We start from the raw sequence: 19,275 nt of genomic DNA, 5'->3' as shown, positions 1-19,275 counted from the left end.
GTGGCTCCGGCGGCGCGGCCGGAGGGATACGACGACCGCGATGCCGCGCGGTTCTTCCCGGAACGCCACCGCTCGCAGCGCGACGACTTCGCGCGCGACCGCGCCAGGGTCCTGCATTCGGCGGCGCTGCGGCGGCTCGCGGCGAAGACGCAGGTGCTGAGCCCGGCGAGCCCCGCCGACTTCGCCCGCAACCGCTTGACGCACTCCCTCGAGGTCGCCCAGGTCGGTCGCGAGCTGGCGACCGCGCTGCAGCTCTCGCCCGACGTGGTCGACACGGCGTGCCTCAGCCACGATCTCGGACACCCGCCCTTCGGCCACAACGGCGAACGGGCCCTGAACGAGTGGGCGGAGGGCATCGGCGGGTTCGAGGGCAACGCGCAGACGCTGCGCATCCTGGCGCGCCTCGAGCCCAAGGTGTTCGACGAGGGCGGGCACAGCTTCGGCCTGAACCTGACCAGGGCGAGCCTGGACGCCGCGTGCAAGTACCCGTGGACCGCGGATCACCCGCTGCCCGACCCCGGTGGCCGCCTGAAGTTCGGCGTCTACCCCGACGACGAGCCCGTCTTCCGCTGGCTGCGTGAGGGCGCACCCGGTCGGGTGCGCTGCATCGAGGCCGAGGTCATGGACCTCTCCGACGACATCGCCTATTCGGTGCACGACTTCGAGGACGCCATGGTCAACGGCTACCTCGACCCGGCCCGCCTCGCCGACCCGGCCGAGCACGACGGACTCCTCACCGCCATCCAGTCGTGGGTCGGGTTCGACTTCGCCCGCGACGAGCTCGCCGACGCCCTCTACCGGCTGATGCGCATGCCGGAGTGGCTCGATGCGTTCGACGGCACGCGGCCGGCGATGGCGCGCCTGAAGAACCTCACCAGCGACCTGATCGGACGCTTCGCGCGCGCGGCCACGACCGCGACCCGCGAGGCGTACCCGGCCGCCGTGCTCACCCGCTATCGTGCGCATGTGGTGGTGCCGCGCGTCGTCGAAGCCGAGATGGCCGTGCTGAAGGGCATCATCGGCGCGGTCGTCGTCTCGATCGACGGCCGCAAGGAGCTCTATAAGGAGCAGCGGCGCATGCTGAAGCGCCTCGCCACAGCCCTGGCCGACCGGCCGGAGCATCTCGACGCCCTGCACGCGGAGGACTACGCCGCCGCGGTCGGCGACACCGCGCAGCGCCGCGTCATCGTCGACCAGGTCGCGAGCCTCACCGATCAGCTCGCGATCGCCTGGCACGGCCGGCTCGTCGGCGAGGTGGATGCGGCGTCCCTCGGCATCTGGGCACCCGGCGCCCGCGGGGGCGGCGCCTGATGGCCGGCCGCATCGCGCAGGCCGACGTCGAAGAGGTCAAGTCCCGCACGAACATCGGCGACATCATCGGCGAGCGGGTCGCGCTGAAGTCCGCGGGCGTCGGATCGCTGAAGGGCCTGTGCCCGTTCCATGACGAGCGCAGCCCCAGCTTCCACGTGCGCCCCCAGGTGGGCTTCTACCACTGCTTCGGCTGCGGCGAGTCCGGCGACGTCTACTCCTTCCTGCGCAAGATGGACCACGTCTCGTTCACCGAGGCGGTCGAGCGGCTGGCCGGCCGGATCGGCTTCACGCTGCACTACGAGGACGGCGGCGCCGCCCCGGAGACGACAGGGCGCGCGCGGCTCTACGCGGCCAACGCCGCGGCCGCCGAGTACTTCCGCGGTCAGCTCTCCTCGGCGGAGGCTGACGCCGGCCGCCGCTTCCTCGGCGAACGCGGATTCGACGCGGGCGCCGCGGCGCATTTCGGGGTCGGGTACGCCCCGAAGGGCTGGTCGTCGCTGCGCGATGCCCTGCGTGCGCAGGGCTTCTCCGATGAGGAGCTGACGACGGCCGGGCTGGTCTCGCAGGGACAGCGCGGCGTATACGACCGCTTCCGCGGACGCGTGGTCTGGCCGATCCGCGACGTCACCAGCCAGGTGATCGGCTTCGGCGCCCGGCGGCTCTACGAGGACGACCAGGGTCCCAAGTACCTGAACACCCCTGAGACCTCGCTCTACAAGAAGACGCAGGTGCTGTACGGGCTCGACCTCGCCAAGCGCGACATCTCGCGCGAGCACCGCGTCGTGGTGGTCGAGGGGTACACCGACGTGATGGCCTGCCACCTGGCCGGCGTCACGACGGCGATCGCGACCTGCGGCACGGCCTTCGGCTCGGAGCACATCACCGTGCTGCGACGCGTCATGGGCGACGACTCGGCCGCGGGCGAGGTGGTCTTCACCTTCGATCCGGATGCGGCAGGGCAGAAGGCCGCGCTGCGCGCCTTCGGCGACGAGAAGCGGTTCGCCGCGCAGACCTACGTCGCGGTCGCCCCTGACGGCTTCGACCCGTGCGATCTGCGGCTGCAGCGCGGCGACGGCGCCGTCCGCGGCCTCATGGACACCAAGGTCCCGATGTTCGAGTTCGTGATCGACCAGCGCCTCGCCGGATACGACCTGGCCAGTGTCGAGGGCCGCGCCGGCGCGCTGCGGGCGGCGGCGCCGATCATCGCCGACATCCGCGACCCCGCCCTGCGACCGGGCTACGCCCGCGTGCTCGCCCGGCGCCTCGGACTCGATCTCGGCGAGGTGTCCGGCGAGATCCAGCGCGCCGCACGCGCCGCCCAGCGACGGGAATCGCAGAGTGTGACCCCCTCGGGAGCCCCCTCGGCCACGCCCATCGACGGCGATCCGGCGCCCGAGGCCGATGCCGTCCGCGTGACGATCGCGACGCTGCCCCGCACCGCGGATGCCGCACTCGAGCGGGATGCGCTGATGGGGATCCTGCAGTTCGGCCACCGCATCGACGCGGGGCTGCTCGCCCGCGCGCTCGCGCTGCCGTTCCGCTATCCGGCCCTCGACGCGGTCCGCCAGGCGATCGCCGCGGTGCCCGATCGTGACCGGCCCGGATGGAGCGTGGATGCGGTCAACGCCGTCCGTGAGCCGTACCGGTCGCTGGGCGCCGAGCTCCTCAGCGCGGACTTCCCCGCCCTGAGCGACGACGCCGCCGTGGTCTCCGCCGCCTCCCTCGCCCAGCGTGTGCTGCTGCGCGCGCTGGATCGCGAGAAGTCCGAACTGCTCGGCGCGATTCAGCGCGTGGCCGCCGACTCCGCCGACGGCCGCGAGATCCGCATGCGCCTGCGAGAGCTGGACGCGCAGCGGCAGATCGTGGCCGCCGAGCTGGACTGACAGTGGCGGCTCCGGGAGCGACCGGGCAGGATGAGCACATGCCTCACCGTCGAGACGCTGATGTCGCGATCCGGTGCCGTGATCTCTCCATCGAGCGGACCTCGCACGCCGGGGGAGCGGTGCGCGTCGTCGACGGTGTCTCGTTCGACCTCGCCCACCGCGCCTCACTCGTGGTGATGGGGCCGACGGGAGCAGGCAAGTCCAGCCTCCTCGCCATCCTGGCGGGCACCAGGCAGAGCGGTCTGACCGTCGTCGGCGGAGACGCGGAGGTCGAGGGCATCGCCGTGCGGCACCCTGGACGCCGCATCCGCGCGCTCACGTACCTCACCGGCTACCTGCCGCAGTCCGCCGGTGCCCGTCTCCCCGCCCGCCAGACCGTCTCGGAGCTCATCGCCGAGCCGATAACGAGCCGCGACCGGCGCGTCAATCAGCGCGCGCTGGCCGTTCGGGTCGCCACGCTCCTGGACGAGGTCGCCCTGCCGCTCGGTGCCGCGCCCAAGTACCCCTATGAACTCAGCGCGGGCATGCGGCAGCGCGTGGCACTGGCCAGGGCACTCGTCCTGCAGCCGCGCCTGCTGATCGCCGACGAGCCGTTCGCGAACATGGACATCGAAGTGCGCCGGGCCGCGCGCGACGCCATTGTGCGGCGCCGGGACGAGTACGGCATGTCCGCGGTGCTGGTGTCGAACGAGGCGGCTGTGGCGCGCGAACTCGACGCGGACGTCCTCGTCCTGCGGGCAGGACACACGATCGCGTTCGGCCACGGCACCGTCGACCTGCTGTGGACGCCGGGCGGCGAGGCGGATCGACGTCTCGTCGGCTCCTGACGTCACGAACCCGTCCAGACATTTGCTAATATGGAGAGGTTGTCGTCGCGAGAGCGGCGGCTGATCCTCGGTAGCTCAATTGGCAGAGCAATCGGCTGTTAACCGATAGGTTCTTGGTTCGAGTCCAAGCCGGGGAGCGAGAATCCCGCGTCATCTGCGCGGCTCTCACCAGAAGGCCCGGGCTTCCACCCCGGGTCTTCGTCATTTCCGGCGGCCCCTACACTGGCAAGCGCAGGACACGGCCGACCAGGAGAGCGCAGGGATGACGAAGGCAGCAGTCCGGCCGGCGATCCTGGCGCTCGCTCTGGCCATGGCGCTCGGGATGCTGACGCCCGACGCCGCGTCGGCCACCGACCAGGTCGCGGCCGTCGCGTCGACGACGAAGCCGGTGGCGCGCATCGGCGGCAACCCGGCGGTGGGGAGCACCCTCATCGCTCTCGTGAGAGCCGTCCCGGTGCACGCCGCCCTCAGCTACCGCTGGAACCGCGACGGCGTGCGCATCGACGGAGCATCCGGATCCCGCCTGACGCTGGCCGCCGACGACGCCGGCGCGCGCATCACCGTCACCGTCACCGTGGTCTCGCGCAGGACAGACACCCTCCGCGTGACCAGCGCGCCGACCGCCGCGGTCGACGCGCTGTTCCGCGTCGCCCCGACGCCCACGATCGCCGGCGCCGCAGCCGTGGGCAGCGTCCTGCAGGCCACCACCGCACCGTGGAGGCCGGCGGCGACCCTCGCGTATCAGTGGGACCGCGACGGCGCCGCGATCCGAGGGGCCACCGCATCCACGTATCGGCTCGGGACGACCGATCAGGGCGCCCGCATCGGGCTCACCGTGACCGCGACGCGCGCGGGCACGGTGACCACGACGCGATCGGCCACGGCCACCCGCGCGGTCCGCCCGGCCATCGTGACGTCCGACCCGTCTCTGGTGTCGGTGCTGGTCAACAAGCGGCATCCGCTCTCGCCCCTCCAGTACGTCCCGGCCGATCTGATGCGACCGAACGTGCGCGGCGGCGGCTACGCGCTCTCCCGCGGTGCCGCGACCGCGCTGGAGAAGCTGTTCGCCGGGGCGATCGCCGCGAAGGCCGGCGAGCTCTCGCTCGTCAGCGCCTATCGCTCGTACGCGTACCAGTCGTCCGTGTTCGAGGGGTACGTCCGCAGCCGCGGGCGGGCCTATGCGGAACGGGTCTCGGCCAGGCCGGGCTACAGCGAGCATCAGACCGGCCTCGCGGCCGACGTGGTCGCGTGCGGTGCGAACGGATGCGGGACGATGTCCGCATTCGGCGCCACCGGCCAGTCGGCCTGGGTCGCCGCGAACGCCTGGCGGTACGGATTCATCGTCCGCTACGAGGCGGGGCAGACCGCCGTGACCGGCTACACGCCGGAGCCGTGGCACCTGCGGTACATCGGGCTGACGCTCGCGCGGGAGTACCACGAGGGCGGATTCCGCTCCTACGAGCAGTTCCTGGGCGCGCCGGCGGCGCCGTCGTACCGGTAGGGCTCAGCCCTCGAGGTCGTCGATGCCCGGCGTCCACTGGGCGCCCGGGCGGCCCCAGCCGCGCTTGCGGGCGATCTTCTGGACCGTCTTCCAGTCGCCGTCGTCGAGGCGGTCCACGTACAGCACGCCGTCGAGGTGGTCGAACTCGTGCTGCAGGATGCGGGCGCGCCACCCGTCGACCTCGATGGAGACCGGAGCGCCCTCCAGGTCGGTCCCGGTCACCCTGACGCGCTCCGAGCGACGCAGGGGGAACCGCTCGCCGGGGAACGACAGGCAGCCCTCCGACTCGTCGTCGGGGTCGGGGGAGCCCGGTTCGAGCGGGTGCATCCACAGCTCGGGGTTGACGATGACGCCGCGCCACGGCGCGCCGTCATCGTCCTGATACGTGTAGGTGAAGATGCGCAGCGCGACGCCGACCTGCGGGGCTGCCAGCCCCACGCCGGGCGCAGCATCCATCGTCTCGAACATGTCGGCGACGAGCTCGCGGACCTCCGCCGTGATCTCGCCCACCGGGGCGGCGGGAGCGTGCAGGACGGGGTCGCCCATGATGCGAATCGGGAGAACAGCCACGCCTTGAGCCTACTGGGCCGGCCTGACCGCTATCGTCGAAGAGTGATTCCGGGTGCAGTGGAGGATGTGGGCGATCAGCTGATCGGCGCCTTCCAGAACCCCGGCCTCCTGACCGGCATCCCGCTGGCCCTGCTCGGCGCGCTGTTCATGTCGTTCGGCGCGCAGTACCAGCATCGCGGGGTGGCGAAGGTCGAGCGGCTGAGCGGCAGCGACGCCGGATCCGGGCTCACCTGGCAGCAGGTGCGCCGCCTCCTCACCCGGCCGTCATGGGTCGCCGGCACGGTGATGCTGGCCCTCGCGATCGTCTGCCAGCTCGGAGCGCTCTCCGTCGCCCCGCTCATCGTCGTGCAGCCGATCGGCGCGTTCGCGCTCGTCGTCACGACCCTTCTGAACGCGCGCATCAGCGGGCACAAGCCGACCCGCAAGTCCATCACCGCCATCGCCCAGTGCGTCGGCGGCATCCTCATCTTCGTGACCATCGCGGCCCTCGTCGCCACCGAGGAGCCGGTGAGCAACGGGCAGCTGATCACCATCCTGCTGCTGCTTCTGCTGGTCATGATCGTCTTCACCGGGCTGTGGCTGTGGCTGCGCAAGCGGATCAGCGCCCTGTTCTACATCACGGCCGCCGGGGTCATGTACGGCTTCGTCGCGACGCTCGCGAAGGTCGTCATCAGCCGGTTCCAGACCGGCGACTTCGAGTGGCTGACCGTCACCTGCCTCGTCGCGCTCATCGCGGCGGGCGCCGTCGGCGCGTACTTCGTGCAGACGGCCTACTCGTCCGGCCCTCCCGACCTCGTGATCGCCGGGCTCACCGTCATCGACCCGATCGTGGCGATCCTGATCGGCCTCATCGTCCTGGGCGAGGCCGCGCACGCGCCGATGTGGGCCTACTTCGGGTTCGCCGTCGCGGGCGCGATCGCGTCCTGGGGCGTCTTCCAGCTCGCGCGGCACCACCCGCAGGTGGTCAGCGACAGCCAGGAGCTCCCGATCGCCCGCGGCAGCGGCGACAGCGCCGCGCCCAAGACCGGATCGATCCGGATCACGGAGGCCGTCTCGAAGGTGTGGCCCGATCCGCCCGTGCACGACCGGGAGGACCGTCACGACCGCAAGGACCCGCGCTGACCCTCCGATAGGCTCGGAGACGCACGGGGCGGTGGCCAAGCTGGTCAAGGCAGCGGGCTCATAACCCGACGATCGTGGGTTCAAGTCCCACCCGCCCTACGCCGGGAACGGTCGCCCTCGGGCGGCCGTTCCGCATTCACGGCCGGAGTCAGCCCAGCAGCACCGTCGTGAGCACGAGGATGGGGATGCAGCCGATCGTCGTGATGAAGATGGTGTCGCGCGAGATGCTCTCGCCGACGTCGTACCGCTGCGAGTAGTTGAAGACGTTCTGCGCGGTGGGCAGCGCCGCCAGGACCACCACGATGAGCACGCTCGCCGCGTCCAGCCCGAAGACGAACTCCGCGACGACCCAGGCGAGCAGCGGCATCGCGATCAGCTTCAGGCCGCTGGCCAGCAGGATGTCGCGCCGGCGGCCGGAGGGCGCGAGCACGCGCTGCCCGTGCAGCGAGATGCCGTAGCTCATCAGCAGGATCGGCACGCACGCATTGGCGATCAGCTGCAGCGGATCGAGCACGATCGGCGGCAGGTCGATCTCGAGCACGGAGACGAGCGTTCCGAGGACAGAGCCGACGACGATCGGGTTGCTGATGGTGCGCAGCGCGATCCGCTTCGCCGAGCGGTGCTCGGAGGTGACCGCATCCAGGATGGCCATCGTGATCGGCGTGAAGACCAGCAGCTGCATGAGGATCACGGGCGCCGGGTAGGCGGCGCTGCCGAGGAGGTAGAGCGAGAGCGGGATGCCGATGTTGTTCGAATTGACCTGCCCGGCCGAGAGGGCCCCGATCACCGTCTCGCCGACCGGCCGGCGCCACGCGAGGCGCGCAACGGCGACGTACACGAGCATGACGCCGACGGCAGCGATGGCCGAGACGGGCAGGAGCGAGGAGAAGAGCGTGTGGACGTCGGCCTGAGCCAGGACGACGAAGAGCAGGAACGGCGACAGCACGAAGAAGACGAGGCGCCCGAGAACGTGACGTGCATGGGGGCCGAGCAGGTCGATCCGACCGATGAGATAGCCGACCGCGATCGCCAGTCCCACGACGGCGAATCCGGTCAGCGTCTGCCACATCCTTCGAGGCTATCCAGTCGGCCGCCCCGGGCGCGCCACGCCGGAATCACACGGTTGTGATTCCGGAGCACGACCCGGCATAATGGGGCTCACAACCGAAGAAGCATCGCCGCATCATCCGGTCAGGTCGTAGGGGAAGACGTACCTGACGAAACGGAGAGATCATGGCGACACCTCAGGCGCGCGGAGTGGTGTTCATCCACTCGGCGCCACGCGCGTTGTGCCCCCACCTCGAGTGGGCGGTCGGTCGCGCCCTCGGCAAGGCCGTCAGCTTCGACTGGGCAGACCAGCCGGTGCTCGCCGGCAGCCGCCGCGCGGAGTTCTACTGGGACGGCACCGTCGGCACCGGCGCAGCCCTGGCCACGGCGATCCGCGGCTGGGAGCACCTGCGGTTCGAGGTGACCGAGGACCCCACGCCGCGCAGCGACGGCGGCCGCTGGCTGCACACGCCCGGACTCGGCATCCACTACGCGCAGACCGACGCGGCAGGCAACGTCGTGATCGGCGAGGACCGCATCCGCTACGCGATGGAGGTGGCGGCCGGCGACGCCGTCGAGCTGGCACGTGAGCTCGACGTGGCGCTCGGCGCCGCGTGGGACGAGGAGCTCGAGCCGTTCCGCCACGCGAGCGACGACGCCCCCGTCGTCTGGCTGCACAAAGTCGGATGACCCCAGACGCAGGCGGGTCGAGGCGCCATTACCGGCCATCGGAGAGTGCATCCCGGAGGCCGAGACCGCGAATCACCGCCTGACCCGACGACGCCCCCGGTCCCTGCGAAGGGAACCGGGGGCGTCGTCGTACGTGCGTGCGGACTAGACCGAGGCGAACGCGGCGACCGCGTTGTGCCCTCCGAAGCCGAACGAGTTGCTGATCGCCAGCTGCGGGCCGTCGCCGAGCGGCTGGGCCTCGCCCGAGATCCGGAACGGGACGGCGGGGTCCTGCGTGGTGATGTTGATCGTGGGCGGGGCGACCCTGTCGCGGATCGCGAGGATCGTGAAGATCGCCTCCAGGGCGCCGGTGCCGCCGAGCAGGTGACCGGTCGACGCCTTGGTCGCCGACACCGGGATCTCGTCGATCCGGTCGCCGAACACCGCGCGCAGCGCCTGGTACTCGTTGGGGTCGCCGACCGGGGTCGAGGTCGCGTGTGCGTTGACGTGGGTGATGTCGTCGGGGGCTGCGTCCGCCATCTGCAGCGCCAGACGCACGGCACGTGCCGCGCCGACGCCCTCGGGATCGTTGGCGGTGATGTGGTACGAGTCGGCGGTGACGCCGCCGCCCACGACGGCGGCGTAGATCTTCGCGCCGCGGGCCCTGGCGTGCTCCTCGGTCTCGAGGATGAGCGCGGCCGCGCCCTCGCCCATGACGAAGCCGTCACGGTCGATGCTGCCGGGCCGCGAGGCGGTCCCGGGGTCGTCGTTGCGCTTCGAGAGGGCCTGCATCGACGCGAAGGACGCGATCGTGATGGGGTGGATCGCCGACTCGGTGCCACCGGCGATGACGACGTCGGCCAGCCCCGCGCGCAGGTGCTCGACGGCGTTGACGATCGACTCGGTGCTCGAGGCGCATGCGCTGGCGACCGTGCGCGCGAACGCGCGGGCGCCGAAGTGGAGGGAGAGGTTGCCGGCGGCCGCGTTCGGCATCAGCATCGGCACCGTCATCGGGAGAACCCGCCGCGGGCCCTTCTCGCGCAGCGTGTCCCAGGCGTCGAGCAGTGTCCACACGCCGCCGATGCCCGTGGCGAAGTCCACACCGAGTCGCTCGGGGTCGACCTCTGGCGCACCGGCATCCTGCCAGGCCTCCTGCGCGGCCACGAGCGCGAACTGCGACGACGGGTCGAGGCGCTTGGCGACGGGTCGCTCGAGGATCGTGTCGGGGCGCACCAGCGCCTCTGCGGCGAAGGTGACGGGCAGGTTGTACTGCTCGACCCAGTCGTGCTCGAGGGTGCGGGCGCCCGAAGCGCCGTCGAGCAGTGCCGACCAGCTCTCGGGTGCGGTTCCGCCGATCGGCGACGATGCGCCGATCCCGGTCACGACGATGCGGGGCGTACTCATAACGGGTTGGAACCTCCGGGAGTGCCGGTGGGGGCGTGATGCCCCCACCGGATGGTCGCTACGCCTGGTTGGACGTGATGAAGGTGACGGCGTCGCCGACGGTCTTGAGGTTCTTGACCTCGTCGTCGGGGATGGTCACGCCGAACTTCTCCTCGGCGTTGACGACGATCGTCATCATCGAGATCGAGTCGATGTCGAGGTCGTCGGTGAACGACTTCTCGAGCGCGACCTCGTCGGCCGAGATGCCGGTCTCGTCGGTGATGAGCTCAGCGAGTCCGGCGAGGACCTCTTCGCTGGTGAATGCCATGGTTTCTCCTGTTCTTCGGATGCCCTCGCGGGCGGGGTCCAGTCTATGGTCGGGGGTCTGGGGTCAGGGGAGCACGACGACCTGGGCGCCGAACACGAGCCCCGCGCCGAAGCCGATCTGGAGGGCGAGTCCGCCGCTCAGCTCGGGGTGCTCCTCGAGCAGCCGGTGCGTGGCCAGGGGGATCGACGCGGCGGACGTGTTGCCGGTCGTCTCGATGTCGCGGCCGATCACCACGGACTCGGGCAGCCCCAGCTGCTTCGCGAATTCGTCGATGATGCGCATGTTGGCCTGATGGGGGACGAAGGCGGCGAGATCGGATGCGGTGATCCCGGCGGCGTCGATCGCCTGCCGCGCGACCTTCACCATCTCCCATACCGCCCACCGGAAGACGGTCGGCCCCTCCTGGCGGAGCGTCGGCCACGGAGCCTGTCCGTCGCGGAACTCGGTGAGCGTGAAGTTCATACCGACGGCCTCGGCCTTCGAGCCGTCCGATCCCCACACGGTGGGTCCGATGCCCGGCGTGTCGCTCGGTCCGATGACGACCGCGCCGGCTCCGTCGCCGAGGAGGAAGGAGATGCTGCGGTCGGTGGGGTCGACGATGTCGCTCAGCTTCTCGGTGCCGATGACGACGGCGTAGGTCGCGGCGCCGGCGCGGATGAGGGCGTCGGCCTGCGCCACGCCGTACGCGAAGCCGGCGCACGCCGCGTTCAGGTCGTACGCCGCGGCCGGGTTCGACCCGATGCGGTCGGCGACGATGGCGGAGACGGAGGGGGTCTGCTTCGGGTTGGAGATCGTCGCGACGATCACCGCGTCGATCTGCTCGGGGGCGACGCCTGAGCGCTCGACGGCCTCACGGGCGGCGTCGGTGGCCAGATCGATGGCGGTGGTGCCGCGGTCGGCGCGCACGCGCGTGACGATGCCCGTGCGCTGCCGGATCCACTCATCGCTCGAGTCGATCGGCCCGACCAGGTCGTCGTTGGTGACGAAGTTCTCGCCTCGGGCCGCGCCGTAGGCGTAGATCCGGGTATGCGCGGGCCCGGTGGCCTGCGTGAGGGTGGGGGTCATGCGTTCTCTCCCGCGATGAGGGCGCCGGCGGCCGCGAGGTCGGCCGGCGTCTTGACGGCCACGGCCGGGGTGCCGCGCAGCGCGCGCTTGGCCAGTCCGGTCAGCGTACCCGCTGGGGCCAGCTCGATCAGGCCGGAGACGCCCGCCTCCGCGAACGCGGCCATGCAGAGATCCCAGCGCACGGGCGAGGACACCTGCTCGATCAGCAGATCGACGAAGGCGCTGCCGGAGGCCACGGCGGAGCCGTCGCGGTTCGTCCAGACCGTCACGGCCGGATCGGCAGCATCCGTCCCCGCCGCCGCGTCGCGGAGCTCCTGCACCGCGGGCGCCATGAAGCGGGTGTGGAACGCCCCGGCGACCTGCAGCGGGATGACGCGTGTGCCGGGCACGGGCTCGGCCGCCAGCTGTGCGAGGGCGTCGAGCGTGCCGGCAGCGACCAGCTGGCCGCCGCCGTTGTAGTTCGCGGGGGTGAGGTCGAGCTCGCCGAGTCGATCGACGACCGCCTGCTCGTCGCCGCCGAGCACCGCGCTCATCCCGGTCTGTGCGGCAGCGGCAGCCTCGGCCATCGCACGGCCGCGGATGCCGACGAGGCGCAGCGCGTCCTCTTCGGACAGGATGCCGGCGGCCGCTGCGGCGGCGAACTCGCCGACGGAGTGGCCCGCGACGCCGCTGATGCCGCTGCGGTCGGACAACGCGTTCCACGACAGCAGACTCGCTGCGACGATGAGCGGCTGGGCGATCCGGGTGTCGCGGATGCGGTCGGCGTCCCACTCGGTGCCCGCGGCGACGAGGTCGACGCCCGACCACTCGGAGTACGCCTCGAGACGCTCGCGCGCGCCGTCGAGTTCGAGCCAGGGGACCAGGAATCCGGGAGTCTGCGAACCCTGACCGGGGAAGACGGCGATCATCACCGTTCCATCCTGTCAAGGATCGGCCGCGGCCTCTGGCGGACTCGGCACAAGAATGCCGGAAAGGTTTGTACCTGCTGAACAGTCACGCCGTAGGGCGGCGCACTTGAGCGGAGCGGCGACGAGTCGCGTCCGTCCCGATCGAGCCCAGGATGAGCGCCGTCTGCAGGATCAGCGCCTCGCGGGGTCCCGTCGCATCCCAGCCGATCACATCGGATACCCGCTTCAGCCGGTACCGCACGGTGTTCGGGTGAACGAACAGCTCGCGGGCGGTGGCCTCCAGCGAGCGGCCGTTGTCGAGGTAGCTCCACAGGGTCGCGACGAGGTCGGTGCTGTGCGCCTGGAGGGGGCGGTAGATCCGCTCCACGAGCGTCTGCTTCGCGAGGGGGTCGCCCGCGAGCGCGCGCTCCGGCAGCAGATCGTCGGCCTCGACCGGACGCGGTGCGTGACGCCACGCACGGGCGACGGCGAACCCGGCGAGGGCCGCGCGAGCGCTCTGACCGGCGTCGATCAGCGCCGGGACGGCGGGGCCGAGCACCAGGTAGCCCGGACCGAAGCCGGGCTCGAGCCGGCGGGCGATCTCGGGGAAGGGCAGCTCGACGTCGTCCTCGGCGCGGTTCGGGATCTCGGCCCGGCCGATCACGAGGACGAGCCGGGATCCCTGCACGCCGATGAGGACGTCGACATCGAGCTTGCGGGCGGTGCGGCGCAGCTGGTCGACGTCGAACTGCGGGGGAGTGGTCCCCACGAGCACGGACACCTCGCCGTGACCGTGCCAGCCGAGCGCGGCGATGCGGCTGGGGAGCTCCTCGTCGGCCTCGCCCGTCAGGATCGAGTCGACGACCAGCGCCTCGAGACGCGCATCCCACAGCCCGCGCGCCTCCGCCGCCCTGGCGTACACGTCGGCCGCGGCGAAGGCCACGTCCCGCGAGTACAGCAGGATGCCCTCGCGGAGCGCGTCGCCCTTGCCGGCGACGCGCTCCTCGGTGACGCTGACCGTCACGCGGATCAGCTGGAGCGTCTGGGTGAGGCTGACGCTGCGCAGCAGCTCACGCGGGGCCGCCGCGAAGATGTCAGCTGCGATCCAGGGCGTCGAGGTGGGGTCTTCGTACCACTGGATGAACGCCGTGATGCCCGCCTGCGCGACCAGACCGACCGCCGACCGCCGCGCGGGCGGCATGTCGGCGTACCACGGCAGCGTGTCTTCGAGACGCTTGATCGTGGCGGTCGCGAGATCGCCGGAGATGCGCCTGAGCCACGCGAGCGTCTCGGCCTTCTCCGTCGAGGCAGGGCGGTCGGTCATCGGGGCCGTCAGCTCTCCCCGCCCGCGTTGCCGCTGGTGCCGGCAGTCACGTCGTGGAGGCGGTAGCGCTCGATGGCCTGGGCGGCGAGCCCACGGTCGACGACACCCTCCTCGGCCAGCGACTGCAGCGCCCGGACGACGACCGAGGGGCCGTCGATCTTGAAGAAGCGGCGAGCGGCCGCGCGCGTGTCGGAGAAGCCGAAGCCGTCGGCTCCGAGCGTCGCGAACCGGTTCGGCACCCAGGGACGGATCTGGTCCTGGACCGCCTGCATGGAGTCGCTCACGGCGATCACGGGACCCGCGCTGTCGCGCAGCTTCTCGGTGACGTAGGCCGTCCGCGGCTCCTCGCCCGGGTGCAGGAAGTTGTGCTCGTCGACGGCGAGGCCGTCGCGGCGCAGCTCGGTCCAGGAGGTCACCGACCAGACGTCCGCCTGGACGCCCCAGTCGTCGCGCAGGAGCTGCTGCGCCTCGATCGCCCACGGCACGCCGACGCCCGAGGCGAGCAGCTGCACGCGGGGGCCGTCGCCCTCGCCGGTCGAGATGCGGTGGATGCCGCGAACGATGCCGTCGACATCGACGCCCTCCGGCTCGGCCGGCTGCACGAGCGGCTCGTTGTACACGGTGATGTAGTACATGACGTTGGGGTCGGGGTGGTTGCCGCCGTACATGCGCTCCAGGCCGGAGCGGACGATGTGGGCGATCTCGTACCCGTAGGCCGGGTCGTAGGACACGGTCGCGGGGTTGGTCGCCGCCAGCAGGTGCGAGTGCCCGTCCGCGTGCTGCAGGCCCTCACCGGTCAGCGTCGTGCGGCCCGCGGTCGCACCGATGATGAAGCCACGCGCCATCTGGTCGCCCGCCGCCCACTGGGCGTCGCCCGTGCGCTGGAAGCCGAACATCGAGTAGAAGACGTAGATCGGGATGAGCGGCTCGCCGTGGGTCGCGTACGACGTCCCCGCGCCGGTGAAGGCGGCGAGTGCGCCGGCCTCGTTGATGCCGACGTGCACGATCTGCCCCTGCGGGCTCTCCTTGTACGCCAGCAGCAGCTCGCGGTCGACAGAGGTGTAGTTCTGGCCGTTCGGGTTGTAGATCTTCGCCGTCGGGAAGAAGGCGTCGATGCCGAACGTGCGGGCCTCGTCGGGGATGATCGGCACGATGCGGTGGCCGAAGTCCTTGGCGCGGAGCAGGTCCTTGAGCAGGCGGACGAACGCCATCGTGGTGGCGATCTCCTGCGTGCCGGAGCCCTTCTTCGGCAGCGCGTACGCGCTGTCGTCCGGAAGGGTGATCGGCACGTGGTGCGTGCGGCGCTCCGGCAGGAAGCCGCCGAGCGAGCGGCGCCGCTCGACCATGTACTCGATCGTGTCGTCGTTCATCCCGGGGTGGTAGTACGGCGGGAGGTAGGGGTTCTCCTCGAGCTGCGCATCGGTGATCGGGATGCGCATCGAGTCGCGGAAGTGCTTGAGGTCCTCGAGGGTCATCTTCTTCATCTGGTGCGTCGCGTTGCGCCCCTCGAAGTGGTGGCCGAGGCCGTAGCCCTTGATGGTCTTCGCGAGGATGACGGTCGGCTGGCCCTTGTGCTCGGCGGCCGTCTTGTAGGCCGCGTAGACCTTCTGGTAGTCGAGGCCGCCGCGGCGCAGCTTGCCCCAGATGTCGTCGTCCGACCAGTCCCGGACCATCTCCGCGGTGCGCTCGTCGCGGCCGAAGAAGTGATCGCGGATGAACTTGCCGTCCTCCGCGCGGTAGGTCTGGAAATCGCCGTCCGGCGTCGTGTTCATGAGGTGGACGAGCGCGCCGTCCTTGTCGACGTCGAGCAGCTCGTCCCAGCCGCGACCCCACACCACCTTGATGACGTTCCACCCGGCGCCGCGGAAGTAGCTCTCCAGCTCCTGGATGATCTTGCCGTTGCCGCGGACGGGGCCGTCGAGTCGCTGCAGGTTGCAGTTGATGACGAAGTTGAGGTTGTCCAGACCCTCGTTGGCGGCGACCTGGAGCTGGCCGCGGCTCTCGATCTCGTCCATCTCGCCGTCGCCGAGGAAGGCCCACACCTGCGAGTCGGAGAGATCCTTGATCCCGCGGTTGGTGAGGTACTTGTTGGTCATCGCCTGGTAGATGGCGTTGATCGGCCCGAGACCCATCGACACCGTCGGGAACTGCCAGTACTCCGGCATGAGGCGCGGGTGCGGGTACGAGGGCAGGCCGTGCGGCGCCTTCGACTTCTCCTGGCGGAAGCCGTCGAGCTGCTCGGTGCTCAGGCGACCCTCGAGGAAGGACCGGGCGTAGATGCCGGGGGAGGCGTGACCCTGCACGAAGACCTGGTCGCCGCCGCCCGGGTGGTCGAGGCCGCGGAAGAAATGGTTGAAGCCCACTTCGTAGAGCGAGGCGGAGGAGGCGTACGTCGAGATGTGCCCGCCCACGCCGATGCCGGGGCGCTGCGCGCGGTGCACGGTGATGGCGGCGTTCCAGCGGATCCAGCGGCGGTAGCGGCGCTCGAGCTCCTCGTCACCGGGGAACTCGGGCTCGTTCTCCGGCGCGATGGTGTTGATGTAGTCGGTGGTCGGCACCTGCGGCACGTTGAGCTGCAGCTCGTGGGACTTCTGCAGCAGGCTCAGCATGATCTCGCGGCCACGGCCCGGACCGCGGGCGTCGACGAGCTGCTGGAGGGACTCCTGCCACTCGCTGGTCTCGTCGGGATCGCTGTCGAGCGGGCCCTGGGAGTACGGATCCTGATCGTGAACAGTCACGGGAGACCTTTCGTCGTCTGGCAGATCGTGCCAGGGAATCGCAACAGATGCGGTGCAGGCATTGTCAGCCGCGCACAACACACCACCGATCAGCCTAGCGAGTCCGGCGGGGGTGCGAGCCGCGCGACCATCGTCCGGCTCGTAGACTGGCAGCCGCGGGCCTATAGCTCAGTTGGTTAGAGCACCTCGTTTACACCGAGGGGGTCGGGAGTTCGAGTCTCTCTGGGCCCACCGCATCCTCAGCTGTCTTCTGCATCCTCGCGGTGGTGCGAGACGACGTGCGGCAGACTCGGATCGACGTAGCCGGGCTGTCCCAGGCGGGAGTGGCGGCGGGAGTAGGCGAAATAGATCACGAAGCCGACCGCGAGCCACGCGAGGAAGCGCAGCCAGGTGCCCACGGTGAGGTTGAGCATCAGGTAGACGCAGATCAGCGCGGACAGCGCAGGCAGCCACGGGCTCCACGGGACCCGGAAGCCGCGCTTCAGGTCCGGGCGGCTGCGGCGCAGCGCGATGACACCGATCGAGACGAGCACGAACGCCGACAGGGTGCCGATGTTCACCATCTCCTCGAGAACGCCGACGGGAGTGAATCCGGCCACGATGGCGACGATGATCGTCACGAGGATCGAGATGACCCACGGGGTGCGGCGGGTCGGGTGCACCTTCGCCAGCGCCAGCGGGAGGAGGGCGTCCCGCGACATCGCGAAGATGACCCGGGTCGCACCGATGAGCAGGGTCAGCACGACCGTGGTCAGTCCGGCCACCGCGCCAGCCGAGATGAGCGTCGCCATCCACTCCTGCCCGTGGTAGACGAACGCGTTGGCCAGCGCCGCATTCGGGTCGAGATCCTCGTACGACACCATGCCGGTGACCACCAGCGCGACTGCGCAGTAGAGCACGGTGCAGATCGCGAGTGAGGCGATGATGCCGATCGGCAGGTCGCGCTGGGGACGCTTGGTCTCCTCGGCGGTGGTCGCCACGACGTCGAACCCGATGTAGGCGAAGAAGACGAGTGCCGCGCCCGCGAAGATGCCGCCGACGCCGAATGCGGTCGGCTCGACCCCCGAGAGGAACTGCAGGAGCGGCTGGCTGAAGCCCTTCGCCGACTCGATGACCTGGGCCTCGGGAACGAACGGCGAGTAGTTGGCGGGATCGATGAACATGATGCCGGCGACGATCACGAAGATCACGATGAACAGCTTGATGAACACCAGCACGAGGTTGACGCGCATCGACTCCTTGATGCCGAACGTCATCAGTGCGCCCAGGACGAGGACGAGCAGGATCGCCATCACGTCGACCGTGCCGCCATACCCGATCGCCGCGGGGATCGGATACCCGAGCTGCTCCATCAGCACGCCGAGATACGAACTCCATCCCTGGGCGACCACGCTCGCCCCGAGGAACATCTCGAGGATCAGATCCCATCCGATGATCCAGGCGAACAGCTCCCCGAGGGAGGCGTACGAGAACGTGTAGGCCGACCCCGAGACCGGCACGGTCGAGGCGAACTCGGCGTAGCACATGGCCGCCAGTGCGCAGGCGACAGCGGCCACGGCGAAGCTGATGACGACCGCGGGGCCCGCGACCTCGTGCGCGACGCGTCCGGTGAGCGTGAAGATGCCCGCCCCGATCACGACACCCACGCCGAACAGCGTCAGATCGAGGGCCGACAGCGATTTCTTCAGCCGGAACTCGGGCTCGTCCGTGTCGGCGAGCGACTGCTCCACCGACTTCGTGCGCAGCAGGTTCATCGGCGACTCCTTCTCCCGGAGGGACGGTCGTTGAATGCTAGTGGCGTACGCGTGCCGGCGTCACCCCCTTCACCGGTGGCGGGGGTGTGCGCCCGGGGTAGGTTGGAGGGGTGAACGCCAGCCCCGCCGACCAGCGCCGCCTCCTGGATGTCGCCGCCCTCGACACCCTCATCCGCCGCGCCGAGCATGCCCGCAAGAATCCGCCGCAGGCGCAGCGCGTGCAGGAGCTGCTGGCGCGGAGGAACGTGCTCTCGCAGGAGCTGTCGACGAGGCTGGGCGTCCGCGACGACCTGCGCACGGAGCTCGCCCGCATCGAATCCGATGTCGCGGTGGTCGACGCCCGCAGCGCCCGCGACGCGGACCGGCTCGCGTCCTCCAGCAACGTGAAAGAGGCGCAGGGCCTGGAGAGCGAACTCGGCGCGCTGGCGCGCCGCAAGAGCGATCTCGAGGATGCTGAGCTCGTCCTCATGGAGCGGCTCGAAGTCGCCGAGGCCGCCGTGGCCGAGCAGGAGGCCGCGATCGCCGAGACCAACCACGAGGGCGCCGAGCTGAGCACCCTCGCGAAGGCGCACGTGGCGGACGCGACGGCGACGGCCGAGTCGTCGGCGCGTGATCGCGCCGCGATCGTGATCGAGATCCCGGCGGACCTGCTCGCGCACTACGACAAGCTGTCCGAGCGCGGCACCGGCGCAGCGCTGCTGCGCGCAGGCACGTGCGAGGGGTGCCGCATGGTGCTCTCGGGCACCGATCTGCAGCAGCTGCGCGGCACGGCGCGCGATGCGGTGGCGCACTGCCCTGAGTGCGGCTGCATCCTCGTGCGCACGGAGGAATCGGGGCTGTGAGCCCCTGGGCGCGCTGAGCGGGAC

16 protein-coding genes and 3 tRNA genes are annotated in these 19,275 nt (G+C 70.6%); 10 read left to right on the top strand and 9 right to left on the bottom strand.

The window, feature by feature from the left end; all coding sequences use genetic code 11:
- The 5 genes from Microterr_RS06805 (at position 1) to Microterr_RS06785 (ending at position 5,522) form a co-directional block, all read left to right on the top strand.
- Positions 1-1,311: a deoxyguanosinetriphosphate triphosphohydrolase gene (locus Microterr_RS06805; protein WP_404810192.1), complete on the top strand. Its 1,311-nt coding sequence runs from the start codon at positions 1-3 to the stop codon at positions 1,309-1,311.
- A complete protein-coding gene (gene dnaG, locus Microterr_RS06800; protein WP_263798736.1) occupies positions 1,311-3,194 on the top strand; it encodes a DNA primase in 1,884 nt (627 codons plus the stop codon). The genes Microterr_RS06805 and dnaG overlap by 1 nt, the downstream gene beginning before the upstream one ends.
- A 38-nt stretch (positions 3,195-3,232) precedes the next feature.
- Entirely contained in the window at positions 3,233-4,021 is a 789-nt protein-coding gene (locus Microterr_RS06795; RefSeq protein ID WP_263798737.1) for an ATP-binding cassette domain-containing protein, read from the top strand.
- 64 nt (positions 4,022-4,085) lie between these two features.
- Positions 4,086-4,158, top strand: a tRNA-Asn gene (locus Microterr_RS06790).
- A 125-nt stretch (positions 4,159-4,283) separates the two neighbouring features.
- On the top strand, positions 4,284-5,522 hold the full coding sequence (locus Microterr_RS06785; protein WP_263798738.1) for a M15 family metallopeptidase: 1,239 nt from the start codon (positions 4,284-4,286) through the stop codon (positions 5,520-5,522).
- A 3-nt stretch (positions 5,523-5,525) separates the two neighbouring features.
- Here the strand turns inward: Microterr_RS06785 and def are convergent, their stop codons facing one another.
- Positions 5,526-6,092: a peptide deformylase gene (def, locus tag Microterr_RS06780; protein WP_263798739.1), complete on the bottom strand. Its 567-nt coding sequence runs from the start codon at positions 6,090-6,092 to the stop codon at positions 5,526-5,528.
- 42 nt (positions 6,093-6,134) lie between these two features.
- On the opposite strand from def, the gene Microterr_RS06775 reads away from it, so the two are divergent.
- Together Microterr_RS06775 and Microterr_RS06770 are read left to right on the top strand one after the other, a co-directional pair.
- Positions 6,135-7,214: a DMT family transporter gene (locus Microterr_RS06775; RefSeq protein ID WP_404810193.1), complete on the top strand. Its 1,080-nt coding sequence runs from the start codon at positions 6,135-6,137 to the stop codon at positions 7,212-7,214.
- Positions 7,215-7,239: 25 nt separating this feature from the next.
- A tRNA-Ile gene (locus Microterr_RS06770) sits at positions 7,240-7,313 on the top strand.
- A 49-nt stretch (positions 7,314-7,362) separates the two neighbouring features.
- On the opposite strand, the gene Microterr_RS06765 is transcribed toward Microterr_RS06770, so the two are convergent.
- Positions 7,363-8,283: an AEC family transporter gene (locus Microterr_RS06765; protein WP_263798740.1), complete on the bottom strand. Its 921-nt coding sequence runs from the start codon at positions 8,281-8,283 to the stop codon at positions 7,363-7,365.
- A 164-nt stretch (positions 8,284-8,447) separates the two neighbouring features.
- On the opposite strand from Microterr_RS06765, the gene Microterr_RS06760 reads away from it, so the two are divergent.
- A complete protein-coding gene (locus Microterr_RS06760; RefSeq protein ID WP_263798741.1) occupies positions 8,448-8,951 on the top strand; it encodes a DUF3145 domain-containing protein in 504 nt (167 codons plus the stop codon).
- A gap of 144 nt (positions 8,952-9,095) precedes the next feature.
- Here Microterr_RS06760 and Microterr_RS06755 read toward each other — a convergent pair whose 3' ends face one another.
- The 6 genes from Microterr_RS06755 to aceE all read right to left on the bottom strand — a co-directional run bounded on the left by Microterr_RS06755 (position 9,096) and on the right by aceE (position 16,655).
- On the bottom strand, positions 9,096-10,334 hold the full coding sequence (locus tag Microterr_RS06755; RefSeq protein ID WP_263798742.1) for a beta-ketoacyl-[acyl-carrier-protein] synthase family protein: 1,239 nt from the start codon (positions 10,332-10,334) through the stop codon (positions 9,096-9,098).
- A gap of 58 nt (positions 10,335-10,392) precedes the next feature.
- Positions 10,393-10,641, bottom strand: coding sequence for an acyl carrier protein (locus Microterr_RS06750; RefSeq protein WP_263798743.1), 249 nt, complete (start codon positions 10,639-10,641; stop codon positions 10,393-10,395).
- 63 nt (positions 10,642-10,704) lie between these two features.
- Positions 10,705-11,706, bottom strand: a complete 1,002-nt coding sequence (locus Microterr_RS06745; protein WP_263798744.1) for a beta-ketoacyl-ACP synthase III — start codon at positions 11,704-11,706, stop codon at positions 10,705-10,707.
- On the bottom strand, positions 11,703-12,617 hold the full coding sequence (locus Microterr_RS06740; RefSeq protein ID WP_281974262.1) for an ACP S-malonyltransferase: 915 nt from the start codon (positions 12,615-12,617) through the stop codon (positions 11,703-11,705). Before Microterr_RS06740 ends, Microterr_RS06745 begins: the two co-directional genes overlap by 4 nt.
- Positions 12,618-12,699: 82 nt before the next feature.
- Entirely contained in the window at positions 12,700-13,917 is a 1,218-nt protein-coding gene (locus tag Microterr_RS06735; RefSeq protein WP_263798745.1) for a PucR family transcriptional regulator, read from the bottom strand.
- 8 nt (positions 13,918-13,925) lie between these two features.
- Complete coding sequence (gene aceE, locus Microterr_RS06730) at positions 13,926-16,655, bottom strand: pyruvate dehydrogenase (acetyl-transferring), homodimeric type (RefSeq protein WP_263798746.1); 2,730 nt, start codon at positions 16,653-16,655, stop codon at positions 13,926-13,928.
- Between the two features lie 157 nt (positions 16,656-16,812).
- Between aceE and Microterr_RS06725 the strand changes: the two genes are divergently transcribed.
- A tRNA-Val gene (locus Microterr_RS06725) sits at positions 16,813-16,886 on the top strand.
- Positions 16,887-16,894: 8 nt separating this feature from the next.
- Here Microterr_RS06725 and Microterr_RS06720 read toward each other — a convergent pair.
- Complete coding sequence (locus Microterr_RS06720) at positions 16,895-18,409, bottom strand: amino acid permease (protein WP_263795439.1); 1,515 nt, start codon at positions 18,407-18,409, stop codon at positions 16,895-16,897.
- 110 nt (positions 18,410-18,519) lie between these two features.
- Here Microterr_RS06720 and Microterr_RS06715 point away from each other — a divergent pair, with 110 nt between their 5' ends.
- Positions 18,520-19,251, top strand: coding sequence for a zinc ribbon domain-containing protein (locus Microterr_RS06715; RefSeq protein ID WP_263795440.1), 732 nt, complete (start codon positions 18,520-18,522; stop codon positions 19,249-19,251).
- Positions 19,252-19,275: the final 24 nt, after the last annotated feature.

Origin of the sequence: Microbacterium terricola (assembly GCF_027943945.1) — a bacterium.
Taxonomy (GTDB): Bacteria; Actinomycetota; Actinomycetes; order Actinomycetales; family Microbacteriaceae; genus Microbacterium; species Microbacterium terricola.
This window is presented reverse-complemented; position numbering and strand designations above follow the sequence as displayed.